The organism is Stappia sp. BW2 (assembly GCF_008107695.1).
In the GTDB taxonomy this organism is placed as follows: domain Bacteria; phylum Pseudomonadota; class Alphaproteobacteria; order Rhizobiales; family Stappiaceae; genus Roseibium.
In genome coordinates, this window is sequence record NZ_VIRG01000035.1 from 13674 (window position 1) to 27675 (window position 14002).

The following is a 14002-nucleotide window of genomic DNA, read 5'->3' on the forward strand; positions in this document are numbered from 1 at the left end:
TTCAAGTCAGGGCTTTTTGGGAGGAAAGACCATGTACGAAAAGGAAAAGGATCTGATTTCCACGTTTCTGGACGGTGGAATGAGCAGACGCAGCCTGATCCGGCGGCTTGGGGCTCTGGGGCTCACGGCGGCCTCGGCCGGAACATTGCACAACATGATGGCGACCCGCGCTCTGGCGGCGGATTTCGACTGGAAGAAACATTCCGGCAAAAGCATCAAGCTGCTTTTGAACAAGCATCCCTACACGGATGCCATGATCGCCAATCTGGACACGTTCAAGCAACTGACCGGCATGGACGTCTCCTACGACGTCTTCCCGGAAGACGTCTATTTCGACAAGGTCACGGCGGCCCTGTCCTCCGGATCCACGGAATACGACGCCTTCATGACCGGCGCCTACATGACCTGGACCTACGGACCGGCCGGCTGGATCGTCGATCACAATGAGTGGCTGAACGACCCGGAAAAGACCAATCCGCATTACAATTGGTCCGACATGCTGGAAGGCGTGCGCAAGTCCTGCGCCTGGAACGGCATCCCGGGCGGCAAGCTCGGCTCGGACGATGCAAAGCAATGGTGCATCCCCTGGGGCTACGAGCAGAACAACCTCACCTACAACAAGGCGATGTTCGACAAGGCGGGCGTTGCCGTCCCGACCAATATGGACGAGCTCATCGAGGCCGCCGCCAAGGTTCAGGCCGGAAACGACGGCATCTACGGCATCGGCGTGCGCGGGTCGCGCTCCTGGGCAACCATCCACCCCGGCTTCCTGTCGGCCTACGCCAACTTCGGCGAAATGGATCTGACCAACGACAACGGCAAGCTTTCCGCCGCCATGAACACCGACGGGTCGAAGGCCTTCCACGCCAAGTGGGTCAAGATGATCCAGGAAAGCGGCGCAAGCGACTGGTCGACCCATACCTGGTACCAGGTCGGCACGGATCTTGGGGCCGGCAAGTCGGGCATGATCTTCGACGCCGACATTCTCGGCTACTTCATGAACGGCGGCGACAACGCCATGGCCGGCCAGTTGGCCTACGCGCCGTTCGCGGCCAACCCGGATGCCAAGGGTCCGACGCCGAACATCTGGATCTGGTCACTGGCCATGTCCAAGTTCTCCAAGGACCTGGATGCCACCTGGTATTTCATGCAGTGGGCCTCCGGACCCGAGCACGCCCTCTTCGGCGCGCGGAAGATGGACTTCGTGGATCCGGTCCGCAACACGGTCTGGCAAGACGAGATGTTCCAGGAGAAGCTCAACAAGAGCTATCCGGGCTACGTCGACATGTACAAGACGTCCGCGCCCGGCGCTTCGATCAAGTTCACGCCTCAGCCGCTGTTCTTCGATCTGACCACGGAATGGGCCGCTATGCTGCAGCGTATGGTCGCCAAGGAAATCCCGGTCGATGAAGGTCTGGATCAGCTCGCCGACAGCATGAACGGTCAGCTTTCCGAAGCCGGCCTGCGCTGATCAACATCAACGTCAACTGACATGTGCAGGGCAGTCTGCCCTGCACACCCTTCCAGCGAACCGGCAGCGGCAGAAGCGCCGCGCGCCATGGAGGTCTTATGTCCGTTCAAGCCGACATGCCCGTCTTGCGGCGCTCCAGCCGCCTGTCCAGGACGCTGCTGCCCTACCTGCTCAGCCTGCCGGCGCTTCTGGTCTGCATCGGGATCCTGATCCCGTTCGTGACGGCCATCTATTACTCGCTTCAGCGTTACCGCATGTCCCAGCCCTGGAACCGAGGCATGAACTGGGGCGAGAACTATCTGAATTTCTTCACCGATCCCGGCTTCTGGAACACCTTGAAGGTGTCGCTGGTTTACGCGGGACTGACGGTCGGCATCGAGCTCGTCCTGGGGCTCGCCATAGCGCTGCTGCTTCAACGGCGCAGCCGGGTGAACAACTTCGTGTCGATCATGCTCCTGATGCCCCTGATGACCGCGCCCGCGCTGGCAGCACTCATGTTCAAGCTGATGACCAATCCGAATTTCGGCATCCTGAGCTATTTCATGCAGCTGCTCGGATTCCACGATTTCCGCTGGGCGTCGTCGCCGAACACCGCGCTTCTGACCGTCATCCTCGTGGATGTGTGGGTCTACACGCCGTTCATCATGATCCTGCTGCTGGCGGGTCTGCGGTCCCTGCCGACCCAACCGTTCGAGGCGGCCGCGCTCGATGGCGTGCCCCGGTTCGAGCAATTCTGGCGGATCACGCTGCCGATGCTGTCGCCCTACATTCTGACGGCGGCCCTTTTCCGCCTGCTCGATTCCATCCAGCAGTTCGACATCATCTACGCCATGACCCAGGGCGGCCCCGGAAACCGTCTGATGGTGTTCCAGGTCGAGGCCTATCTGAACTTCTTCCAGTCCACCAACGTGGGAAGATCGGCGGCATTGCTCATGATCCTCTGGGCCATCACCTACGCGCTGTCCAACGTCTTTGTGAAAAACTGGCTGCGCCTGCGCGAACGCGCCAAAGGAGGGGCATAACCATGGATCACCGATCCGCATTAGAGCGCATTCTGCGCGCCATCGCCCTCACCGCCATCGTGGTTTTCTTCATGTTCCCGATTTTCTGGATCGTGCTCATGTCGCTGCAGACCAACGAGACCATTTTACGCTCACCGCCCAGCATGTCCTTCGTGCCGACCCTCAAGAACTATGCGGCGATCATTTCCGGTGAACTCGATTCCAACGCGGGCACCATGAGCATCCACTTCATGAACAACCTGCTGAACTCGATTCTGCTGTCGGTGTTTTCCGTGGCGCTGGCGCTGCTCCTGGGGGTTCCGGCAGCCTATGCCTTTGCCCGGCACAAGTTCCGCGGCTCGGAGGACATCGCGTTCACGCTGCTGTCGTTCCGCTTCGCCCCGCCCCTGCTGGTGCTGTTGCCGTTGACGCTCTATTTCCAGGCGCTCGGACTGGCGAACACCTATCTCGGGCTGGTCTGGGTCTACCAGTTGATCTGCCTGCCGCTGATTCTGTGGATCGTGCGCGGCTATTTCGAGGATATTTCCCCGGACATCGAACATGCCTACCGCATCGCCGGGCACGGCTGGTTCGCGACTTTCAGGAAGATCGCCCTGCCGCTGGCCGGTCCGGGCATCGCGGCAGCCGGCCTCCTGGCGTTTATTTTCGCCTGGAACAATTTCGTCTTCGCACTGGTTCTGGCGTCCGCCGACAAACAGCCGGTGACGGTCGGCGCCCTCGCTTTCGTCACGGCCTCCGGCATTCAATACGGCCAGATCGCCGCCGCGATCGTGATGTCGATCGCACCGACCCTGCTCCTTGCCCTGTGGGCGCAACGCTATCTGGTGGAAGGCCTTTCGCTCGGCGCGGTGAAAGGATGAACTCATGAGCCGTATTGAACTCAAAAAACTCGTCAAGCGCTTCAAGGACACCGCAGTGCTCTCAGGCATCGATCTGGATGTGCCCGAAGGCAGCACCCTGGTTCTCTTCGGTCCGTCCGGGGCGGGCAAGACCGTCCTGCTCCGCTGCATCGCCGGCGCCGTCGAACAAGACGGCGGCGAGGTTTTGATTGGCGGAGAGGATGTGACGGACGTGCTGCCGGAGCATCGCGGGATCGGCATGGCGTTTCAAAACTTCGCGCTGTTTCCGCACATGGATGCCTTCGACAACATAGCAAGCCCCCTTACCGCGTGCGGCAGGACGGCCGATCAGATCCGCGCCGGCGTCGATACGGTCGCCAAGCTGCTCAAGATCGATCACGTGCTGTCCCACACACCCAAGGCCCTGTCGAACGGACAAAAACAACGAACCGCGCTGGCCCGGGCGCTGGTGTCCCGGCCCAAGGTTCTGCTGCTCGACGACCCGTTGCGGAACGTGGATGCCAAGCTGCGGTTCGAGATGCGCCTGGAACTGCCCCGCCTGCTGGCCGATCAGGGCGCCACGGTCATTTATGTCACCCAGGACTACCGCGAAGCCATGGCGCTCGGGGACCGGATCGCCGTGCTCGACGGCGGCCGGATCATTCAGAACGGCACACCGGAGGAGATCTACCGGCGTCCGGCGACAATCAACATCGCCAAACTGTTCGGCGATCCGACCATCAACCTTCTGGATGTGGTTCCCCAGAGCGACGCCTCCGGCGTCTATGCCAGCCTGTCCGACCGGAGAATCCAGCTCGACCCCGGACTGTCCGGCACTGTCGGCAGGGAGTGCGTCCTCGGCCTGCGCCCGGAGGCGTTGAGCTTCACGGATGCCGATGAAGGCGTGCCCGTCACCATCGAAGCGGAAACGCCATTCAACGAAAAGACCGTCACCCTGGTCACCACGCTGCGCAAACGAGAAATTCTGGTCTCCCGTCCTGCGGAGATGCCCGCGCCCACGTCGGGAATGGCGCACATCACCATCGATCCGAGCGACGCGGTCCTGTTCGATCGCCAGACCGGCGTCCGGCTCGACCCGAACGGAACCAGTCACGCAGCGGAGAAAGCGGCATGAGCGACGTTCTGCTCGACCTTCAACAGATCGACAAGATCTATAACGAGACCTCCCATCATCCGGTCCGGGCGGTCAAGGATCTGAACCTGAGCGTGACCCAGGGCGAAATCGTCGCGCTGTTGGGATCGTCCGGCTGCGGCAAGACCTCCACCTTGCGCATGATCGCCGGGTTCGAAGCGGTGTCTTCGGGCGAGATTCTCATAAAGGGGCGCCCGATTCACAAGCTTGCCCCGGCCAGGCGGAATGTGGCGATGGCCTTTGAGGGGTATTCGCTCTATCCGCCACTGACGGTTGAGGAGAACATCGCCTTCGCCTTGAAGTCCGAGCGTCTGTCGAAGGACGAGATTCGAAAAAAGGTGGCTGAGATCGCCCACCTTCTAGAGATCGAGGACATTCTGGATCGCTATCCGGGGTCGATCTCCGGCGGGCAACAGCAAAGAGCAAGCCTCGCCCGCGCCCTGATCCGCAACGCGGATCTGCATTTGCTCGACGAACCGATGGGCCAGCTGGAGCCGCAGCTCAGGGCCTTGTTGCGCGGCCGCCTCAAGCACTTCATCAAGGAACGCGGACTGACCGCCATTCTGGTGACCCACGACCAGACGGAAGCCAACGCGCTTGCGGATCGGATCGCGGTGATGGAAGGCGGCGTCCTGCAGCAATTCGACTCACCGCTTCACCTCAAGGACCGGCCTGCCAATCTGTTCACCGGCACATTCATCGGCGAACCGCCCATGAACGTGTTTCCTGCCCAGGCTGAAACGGACGGCGACGATCTGAAACTGAACCTCGCCGACGGGGTCTGCCTGACCTATCCGGCAAGCGCCTTTTCCGACGATCTCAAAGCGCGCCTGCTGGCATCGGATGCGTTCGTCATCGGTGTGCGGCCCCATGCGGTGAAAATCACCGCCGGCGGCCACCCGGCCAGGGTCTACGCCAATCAGTGGCTTGGCGACCAGACCCACATCGCGGCCCGGTTTGCCGGCCAGACCATCGTCTCGGTCCGCCACGACAGGGCGCATCACGCGCCGGGCGAAACCATCGGCATCGACGTGGCCGCCCATGACCTTCACATCTTCGCGGCGGACAGCGGCCGTGCGTTCTCTCATGGGGGAGCACTTGCATGAGCGGGGAGGTGCTGATTGGAGTCGATGCGGGCACGTCGGTCATCAAAGCCGTCGCCTATGACCTGTCGGGCCGTCAGCTCGCCATGGCGCATCGACGGAATGTCTACCACAGCCGGCCGGACGGCGGCGTGGAACAGGACATGGCCCGGACCTGGCGGGACACGGCGGAGGTTTTGCGAGACCTGGTCGCGAAACTTCCGGGCAACGCGTCCAATGTCCTGGCCCTCGCCATCACAGGTCAGGGAGACGGAACATGGCTGGTCGACGCCGATGGAGAGCCGGTCCACGACGGCTGGCTCTGGCTCGACGCGCGCTCCGCGGAGACCGCACGGGATCTTTCAGATTCGGAAGCGATCGAAACGATCTACCGGGAGACGGCGACCGGGCTGAACGTCTGCCAGATGCGGACCCATCTGGTCCACATGGCGCTCCACCAGCCGGAGCTTCTGGAGCGCAGCGCCGCGGCTCTTCACTGCAAGGACTGGCTCTACTTCAAACTGACCGGCGTCATCGCCGCTGATGTTTCGGAAGCCGGCTTCACGTTCTGCTCCTACAAAACCGGCTCTTACAGCGACGCGGTCATCGACGCGCTCGGTTTGAGGCCCCACCGGCACCTGCTGCCGCCCATCGTGGACGGTACCCGGCGGGCCAATGCTCTTACCGCGGAAGCGGCGGCCCTCACGGGCCTGCCGGCCGGTCTGCCCGTCTGCCTGGGAGGCGTGGATGTCATGTGCTGCGCGCTTGGGGCCGGTCTGCACGATCCCGCCGCCGATCGGGGCATCACCATTCTGGGCTCGACGGGCATGCATATGCGCTTCATTTCCGACGCCGATCAAGTGGTCCTCAACCCGGAGCGGTCGGGGTACACGATGCCGTTCCCGGGCGGCACGTTTGCCCAGATACAGACCAACATGGCGGCGACGCTGAACATCGACTGGGCGCTCGGCCTGATGCGCGAGATGCTGCTCGACTCAGGCGTCGAGAAAACGCAGGACGAGCTTCTGATCGGCCTGGACGACAAGATCCTGGCCGCCCGGCCGGGCGCCGCCTTCTACCTGCCCTACATTTCCTCCGCCGGCGAACGGGGGCCCTTTGCCGACCCGTCCGCTCGGGCGGCCCTGACCGGCATGGATCAAAACACCGGCTGGTTCGACATCCTGCGCAGTATCTTCGACGGTCTGGTTCTCGCGACCCGTGACTGTTACCGGGCACTTGGACATGTGCCCGGCGAAATTCACCTGACCGGCGGCGCGGCCAAATCCGGCGCGCTCAAGAAACTTCTGGCCGCGGCTTTGCGGGCGCCGGTCAAAACGGTGGCGCAGCCCGAGGCCGGAGCGGCAGGGGCGGTCATGATGGCCGCCGTGCAGCAAGGGCTTTATCCGGATCTCACATCGGCGACGCGCGCCTGGGTCGATCCCCTGGTCGAGCCCGCCGAAGAGCCGGATCCCGAGCTCGCCGACACGTTCGACACCCTGTTTTCCGCCTATCTCGCAACCCGAGGCGCCATGTCGGAGACATGGACCGCACAGGCCCTCGCCCGGAGGAAACTGTCATGAGAACGGAAGTGGCCATTATCGGCGACCGGTTCATGTTGTCCGAGATGTTCGCCGCCGCGCTGCACGAGGCCTGCGGCGACCGCATCGTCTGCCGCAGCCTGGATCTTCCCTGGCCGGATGAACCGATGGAGCACGGTTACGCGGTTCCGGGCATGGAGGGCCTGAAGGAATATATGGGGACGTCGGAGCAGGTCCTTGCCCATCTGGGCGATGCGCCGATCCTGGTGACCCATCTGGCGCCATTGTCGAGGTCGGTGTTCGAAGCCGCGCCGTCGCTCAAACTCGTCGCGGTTTCCAGAGGCGGGCCGGTCAATGTGGCCATGGACGCCGCCGCCGCGCACGGGGTTCTTGTCGTGAACACACCCGGACGTAACGCGTCCGCCGTGGCGGAGTTCACCATCGGCGCGATCCTTGCCGAAACCCGCAACATCACCAAAGGCCATGACGCCCTGCGCAAAGGGGAGTATCGGGGCGATCTTTACCGCGCCGATGTCACCGGCGACGAGCTCTCCGACATGACCGTCGGGATTATCGGCTACGGCGCGGTCGGCACACGGGTGGTACGCCTGCTGCGCGCCTTCGGCACCCGCATTCTGGTGTGCGATCCTTACGTTCAACTGTCTGCCGACGACACCAATGCCGGTGTCGAACATGTGTCACTCGAGACAGTGTTGCGCCAGTCGGACGTGGTGTCGCTCCACCCCCGGGTCACCAATGAAACCCGGGGCATGATCGGCGCCAGGGAACTCGCGGATATGAAGCCCGGCGCCGTTCTGGTGAACACGGCCAGAGGGCCTTTGATGGATTACGACGCGCTCTACGACAGCCTGAAAAGCGGCCACCTGGGCGGTGCCATGCTGGAGACCTTCGCCATCGAGCCGACCCCGCCCGACTGGCCGCTGCTGCAACTGCCCAATGTCACACTGACACCGCATATTGCCGGGGCGTCGCTCAAGACCGTTCGCATCGCCGCCTCGAAAGCCGCCGAGGAAGTCCGGCGCTGGCTCGACGGCGAGCCACCTGTGAATCCATGCTGAGGACAAGCCAAGGATGAGTGTCAGCGGTTCCCAAACCCCAAAGATCGGAAGCAAGGAAAACCCTGTCGACCTTCTCGTCGCCGGCGGAGGCATCAACGGGGTCGGTGTCGCGCGCGACGCGGTGGGCCGTGGCCTGTCCGTCATTCTGTGCGAGAAGGACGACCTGTCCGAAGGCACGTCCTCCCGCTCCGGCAAATATATTCACGGCGGCCTGCGGTACCTGGAATATTACGAATTCCGCCTGGTGCGCGAAGCACTGATCGAGCGCGAGGTCGTCCTCAACGTCGCCCCACACCTGTCGAAGCCGCTGCGCCTCATTCTGGTCCACAGCCCCGAACAGCGGCCGCGCTGGCTGATCCGTCTGGGCCTGTTTCTTTATGACCACCTGGGCGGGCGCAAACGGATCCCGGGCTCGAAAGGCGCTGATCTCAAGGCGGAATGGGGCAACACGTTGCTCCGGCCAACCTTCGACAAGGGCTTTGCCTACTGGGATGTGTGGATTGACGACGCCCGGCTTGTTGTCCTCAACGCGATCGACGCGGCAAGACGGGGTGCAGAGATCCTGACCCGGACGGCCTTGAGCGCCGCCGAACGCGACGGCGATCTCTGGCGCACGACCTTGCAGGACACGCGAAGCGGAGCAGAACGCACGGTTTATGCCCGGGCGATCTTCAATGGCGCCGGCCCGTGGGTGGAAAAGGTCATTACGTCCATTGACGGTACCGCCTCCAAATCCAGCGTCCGTCTGGTCAAGGGCAGTCACATCATCATGCGCAAGTGGTGGGACGGAGAAAACGGCTTTGTGCTGCAGGCACCGGACAAGCGCCTCATCTTCGTCAATCCCTATTTCGACGACCTTGCCCTGGTGGGCACGACCGATGTGCCGTTCAACGGTCGGCCGGAGGACGTCCGGGTCGATCAGGGCGAGATCGACTACCTGCTCGATATCCTGAACAGCTACTTCCTCCGGCAGCATGGTTCGTCGGACGTGCTGCACGCCTATTCCGGTGTCCGGCCCCTGTTCGATGACGACGACGGCAAATCGGCATCCGCCGTTACCCGCGACTACACGTTCGAATTGGATGAAGGACGCAAAGGCGCCGGCCGGCAGGCCCCTTTGCTCAGCGCCTTTGGTGGCAAACTGACGACCTACAGAAAGCTCGCCGAACACGCGCTTGAGCGTCTCGCCCCGTTCTTTCCCAAGATGGGGCCCGCCTGGACCGATAACGCGCCTCTGCCCGGAGGCGATATTCCCGATGCGAACATGAACGTCTGGCTTGCCTCCCTCCAGAGCGCTTTCCCGGAACTTCCGCCGGATCTGGTTCGCCACTACGGGCGCTGCTATGGCACGGCAACCTTCGACCTGCTGTCAGGTGCGCATTCCCTCGCCGATCTCGGAACGCATTTCGGCGGACTCTTCTATGAAATCGAAGCCCGCTGGCTGACCGACAACGAATGGGCCCAGACAACCGAGGACATGCTGGTTCGCCGGACGAAGCACGGGCTTTTCCTGAACGAAACGGAAAAAGCCTCGATCGAGGCCTGGATGACACGCAGACGGGGGGCGGCATGACGGCTTACGAGGCTTTGCGGGCAAATCCGGAATTCGCGGCCTTGCGGACGGTCTCGACCCGGCTGGGCCTGGATCCGTTGCAGGTTCAAGGGCCGGGCGGCAACACATCGATCAAGTCCGGGGGCATCATGTGGGTGAAGGCCTCCGGGACCTGGCTCGCGGACGCTGAGGCGCAGGATATCTTCGTGCCCGTCGATTATAACGGCCTGACCCAGGCGATTGTGGCGAACGACGAAAGCGCTGACGACGTCGGACCGTTTACACACGCATCCGAAAATCCGTCCGGCCTGCGGGCCTCCATCGAGGCGACCGTGCACGCCAGTTCGCCGGCCAAAGTCGTGCTGCACACCCACTGTGTGGCCACGATCGCGGCGGCGATCCGGAAAGACGCGCCCGCGTTTCTGGCGGAAAAGCTCGCCGGTCTCTCGTTCGCGTTCATCCCCTATACCAAACCCGGCAGCGGCCTCGCCCGCGCCATTCGCGCGCACGCGCCGGCCGGAACGGAGATCCTGGTTCTCGGCAATCACGGTCTCGTCGTCTGTGGCGAGACGGTTGCTGAAGCCGACAGTCTGCTGCGAGAGGTCAGCGCCAGGCTGACACCGACGACCAAGGCGGATCCGGCGGATGCCTCTCCGGCGCTCAAGGATCGGCTTTCGGGCACCGGCTGGATGCCCGTGCCCCATCGGCCGACCCAACGGATCGCGTTGGACGAACGCCTGCTCAAGGTTGCCGATGGGCGAACGCTTTATCCGGACCATCTGGTGTTCCTGGGTCCGGGCGTCACCATCGCCATGCCGTCCGAGACGGTTTCGCAAGCCGTGGCAAGAGCTGCCCAATCCCTATTCCCCAGCAAGCTGGTGATCGTCCCGGGCCACGGCGTCGCCATGCCGGAAACGGCTTCCCGCTCCGAGCTGGCCCTTGCTTCGGCATTCGGCGACGTGCTGGCGCGGGTCGATCCGAATGCGAGCGTGACGCGTCTGTCGAGGGACCAGGAAGCGGAACTTCTCGACTGGGATGCGGAGACTTACCGGAAGTCGCTCAACAAGGAGCAAAGCACGCAGAGACACGTCACATGACCGGAGACTCGTTGTTTGTCGGGATCGATATCGGAACTTCCGGTGTCCGGGCCGCGGCCATCGGCGCGGACGGAACGATCCTAGGACTTGGCCGCGCTGTTATCGAAACGGACGACCATATCCGGCGCGACCCCGCCGTGTGGGAACAAGCGCTCGATACCTGCCTCCGCGATCTGGGACGGACGGCGGACCTTTCCGCGATTGCCGGAATTTGCGTGGACGGAACGTCAGGCACCGTCCTTGCTCTGGACGGAAACGGACAACCGATCGGGCACGCCCTGATGTACAACGACGCGGTCGCGGACCAGCACATTCCCGAAGAGGTCGCGGCGGTCGCGCCAGGCCAAAGCGCGGCCCATGGCGCCAGTTCCGCCTTGGCCCGCGCGATAGAGTTGCAGCGTCGGCCCGGCGTTGCCCGGATCGTGCATCAGGCCGACTGGATCGCCGAGCGGCTCGCGGGTGCGCCTGTGCCGAGTGACGAAAGCAATGCACTCAAGACCGGTTACGACCCGGTCAACCGCACCTGGCCGGACTGGCTCGACGGAACCTCGATCCGGCGGAGCCTGCTGCCGGAGGTCGTGCCGACGGGGACCGTCACCGCCCGCACCGGCGGCACATTCGGGCTGCCGGCCGGCCGTCCGATCGTCGCCGGAATGAGCGACGGCTGCGCGTCGTTCCTCGCCACCGGCGCCAAGCGCCCCGGGAACTGCGTGACGGTGCTCGGCACCACCATGACTTTGAAAGTGTTGTGCGATGGTCCGTTGTTCGCCCCGGAATACGGCATCTACAGTCACCGGATCGGCGATCTGTGGCTCGCGGGCGGCGCGTCCAACAGCGGCGGCGCGGCTCTTCTCGCGCATTTCAATCTCGAAGAAATGGCGCAGCTTACCGCCGGCATCGATCCGGAAACGCCCAGCGAACTCGACTACTATCCACTGCCCCGGCCCGGCGAGCGGTTTCCAATCAATGACCCGAAGCTGCCGCCCCGCGTGACGCCGCGGCCGGAGGACAATGCCGCCTTCTTCAAGGGATTGCTGACCGGGATTGCCCGGATCGAGAAGCTCGGCTACCAGCGCCTCGTGGAGCTCGGCGCTCCGGCATTGACCAGCGTGAGGACCGTTGGCGGCGGCGCGAACAACCCCGTCTGGACCCGTATCCGACTCAAGCTGCTTGATGTTCCGGCCGAACCGGTTCTCGCCAAAGAAGCCGCGGTCGGATCCGCGTTCACCGCCCGCGAGGCCTTGTCCTGACATGCCGCAAACGATCACCCACCTTTCTGAAATCCTTGGCTCTGTCGACGGCTTGTTGCTCGACCAGTTCGGCGTGCTGCATGACGGCAAGAGGGCTTTCCCGGGCGCGATAGAGTGCGTTCAGGCTCTTCAGGAGCGCGGGGTGCCGATGGTTGCCCTTTCCAATTCGGGACGGCTCGCCAAACCCAACGCGGATCGCCTGGCCCGGCTTGGCTTCCCGGTGAGCGCCTTCAAGGCCATTGTCACATCGGGCGAACTGGCCCGCGACCTGCTGCTTCAACGCCTTGCAGATAAACGTCTTTCCGAGGGTGGAGCCGTTTTGCTGCTGTCGCGGGAAAACGATCAAAGCCTGATTGACGACTTGCCCGTGACAGGAGCCAACCCCGGGGCCCCTGTCGAACTCGTGATCATCAGCGGCAACAATCCCGAAACACACAGCCGGGAGGATTACAGGCGCCTCCTTACCCCTCTGGCACGGGCCGGCGTTCCCGCTATCTGCGCCAACCCGGACACCACCATCTATGCCGGAAACCAGGCGTCCTACGGACCTGGCCTCGTGGCGAAAGACTATGCCGATGCGGGGGGCGAGGTCGTCTATCTCGGCAAGCCGGATGCGGCCATGTTCTCCGCCGGCCTGCGGGCACTCGGTCCGGTCACGCCCGAGCGATGCCTGATGATCGGCGACAGCCCCCGTCATGACATTCTCGGCGGCAACCGCGCCGGCTGCCGAACCCTGCTAATCACTTCCGGGGTCCAGGCCGGCACGCCGGACAACGGGGCCACCGCGGATTTTTCAATGGAAACCCTGAGATTTTAACGGCATGCGACCGCCACACGGCTGGCGCAGGCCCGAACTGAAAACAAACAGGAGACGCTCAAAATGAAAAAGGCAGAACTCTCGCTCCGTGAGGAGTTGATCGCCCGATGCCGGGAAATGAACGCGAACGGACTCAATCAGGGGACGTCAGGCAACATTTCGGTCCGGTATGAGGACCGTATGCTCATCTCGCCATCCGCAACCCCCTACGATCAAATGGAACCGGACATGATTGCGTCCGTCGACCTCAACGATCTGTCGGGCGCCTGGGAGGGCCCCTTGAAACCTTCGACCGAATGGCGCTTCCACCACGCCTTGTTGCGCGAGCGCAAGGATGCCGAAGCAGTCGTGCACGCCCATCCAACCTATTGCACAACACTGGCCATCGCGAGGAAGGAAATCCCGTCCTGCCACTACATGATAGCGGCTTTCGGCGGCACCAATGTGCGCTGCGCGGGCTACGCGACCTTCGGCACGGCGGAGCTGTCCGAACTCGCAATTGAAGCGATGCAGGACCGGACCGCCTGCCTGTTGGCCAATCACGGCATGATCGCGGTCGGTGAAAGCCTTGGCAAGGCCATGTGGCGGGCCGTCGAACTGGAAACGATCGCCCGGCAATATTACCTGAGCCTCCAGATCGGCGGCCCGGTTCTCCTGTCCGATCAGGCCATCGCCGACACGCTTAAGTCTTTTTCCGGCTACGGCCTTCAGGATGGAAAGGGCAAAAAGAAAGCCAGCGCGTGACTCACGTCTCCTGTCCGAACCGGTGCCTATCGGCCTCTCGTCCCGGAGTTCTGCAACCCGTTCGACCGCAAGAACGCAGACCCGGGAGACCGCTTCTACAGGAATTTCAATCCACGCTTTATCGCCAACGCCGTAAATGGCAGTCCGCAGTGGATATTCGCCCTCCACGCCATCCGCCACGGACATGCCCACATGTTGAAACTGAACGGTGTATCCCCGAAACTGATCGAGTGTTCCCCGTCAGCAACCATGAGACATATCGGCGAAATTGCCTAAGGAGGATTTCTGGCACATCGTAGCCCGCCAAGGGAGCGAAGATGAGACAGAAATCCGGGCCGCAGGAGTCGGCCGAAAAGCA

General features: G+C 63.0%; 12 protein-coding genes. All 12 read left to right on the forward strand.

The window, feature by feature from the left end:
• Window positions 1-31 precede the first annotated feature (31 nt).
• The 12 genes from FMN63_RS00240 (at window position 32) to FMN63_RS00295 (ending at window position 13644) form a co-directional block, all read left to right on the forward strand.
• On the forward strand, window positions 32-1471 hold the full coding sequence (locus FMN63_RS00240; RefSeq protein WP_148581943.1) for an extracellular solute-binding protein: 1440 nt from the start codon (window positions 32-34) through the stop codon (window positions 1469-1471).
• Window positions 1472-1569: 98 nt separating this feature from the next.
• On the forward strand, window positions 1570-2493 hold the full coding sequence (locus tag FMN63_RS00245; protein WP_148581944.1) for a carbohydrate ABC transporter permease: 924 nt from the start codon (window positions 1570-1572) through the stop codon (window positions 2491-2493).
• A gap of 2 nt (window positions 2494-2495) precedes the next feature.
• A complete protein-coding gene (locus FMN63_RS00250; protein ID WP_148581945.1) occupies window positions 2496-3353 on the forward strand; it encodes a carbohydrate ABC transporter permease in 858 nt (285 codons plus the stop codon).
• Window positions 3354-3357: 4 nt separating this feature from the next.
• Window positions 3358-4467 carry an ABC transporter ATP-binding protein gene (locus tag FMN63_RS00255; protein ID WP_148581946.1) on the forward strand — a complete coding sequence of 370 codons (1110 nt, stop codon included), beginning with the start codon at window positions 3358-3360 and terminating at the stop codon, window positions 4465-4467.
• Window positions 4464-5591, forward strand: a complete 1128-nt coding sequence (locus FMN63_RS00260) for an ABC transporter ATP-binding protein (protein ID WP_148581947.1) — start codon at window positions 4464-4466, stop codon at window positions 5589-5591. Before FMN63_RS00255 ends, FMN63_RS00260 begins: the two co-directional genes overlap by 4 nt.
• A complete protein-coding gene (locus FMN63_RS00265) occupies window positions 5588-7147 on the forward strand; it encodes an FGGY-family carbohydrate kinase (protein ID WP_148581948.1) in 1560 nt (519 codons plus the stop codon). The genes FMN63_RS00260 and FMN63_RS00265 overlap by 4 nt, the downstream gene beginning before the upstream one ends.
• Entirely contained in the window at window positions 7144-8184 is a 1041-nt protein-coding gene (locus FMN63_RS00270) for a 2-hydroxyacid dehydrogenase (RefSeq protein ID WP_148581949.1), read from the forward strand. The genes FMN63_RS00265 and FMN63_RS00270 overlap by 4 nt, the downstream gene beginning before the upstream one ends.
• A 13-nt stretch (window positions 8185-8197) precedes the next feature.
• A complete protein-coding gene (locus FMN63_RS00275) occupies window positions 8198-9757 on the forward strand; it encodes a glycerol-3-phosphate dehydrogenase (RefSeq protein ID WP_148581950.1) in 1560 nt (519 codons plus the stop codon).
• Window positions 9754-10833 carry a class II aldolase/adducin family protein gene (locus tag FMN63_RS00280; protein WP_162529953.1) on the forward strand — a complete coding sequence of 360 codons (1080 nt, stop codon included), beginning with the start codon at window positions 9754-9756 and terminating at the stop codon, window positions 10831-10833. Before FMN63_RS00275 ends, FMN63_RS00280 begins: the two co-directional genes overlap by 4 nt.
• Entirely contained in the window at window positions 10830-12083 is a 1254-nt protein-coding gene (locus FMN63_RS00285) for an FGGY-family carbohydrate kinase (RefSeq protein ID WP_148581952.1), read from the forward strand. Before FMN63_RS00280 ends, FMN63_RS00285 begins: the two co-directional genes overlap by 4 nt.
• 1 nt (window position 12084) lies before the next feature.
• Window positions 12085-12900 (forward strand): TIGR01459 family HAD-type hydrolase, encoded by an 816-nt coding sequence (locus FMN63_RS00290; protein WP_162529954.1) that lies wholly within the window; start codon window positions 12085-12087, stop codon window positions 12898-12900.
• 63 nt (window positions 12901-12963) lie between these two features.
• Window positions 12964-13644: a class II aldolase/adducin family protein gene (locus FMN63_RS00295; RefSeq protein WP_148581954.1), complete on the forward strand. Its 681-nt coding sequence runs from the start codon at window positions 12964-12966 to the stop codon at window positions 13642-13644.
• The last annotated feature ends 358 nt before the right edge of the window (window positions 13645-14002 follow it).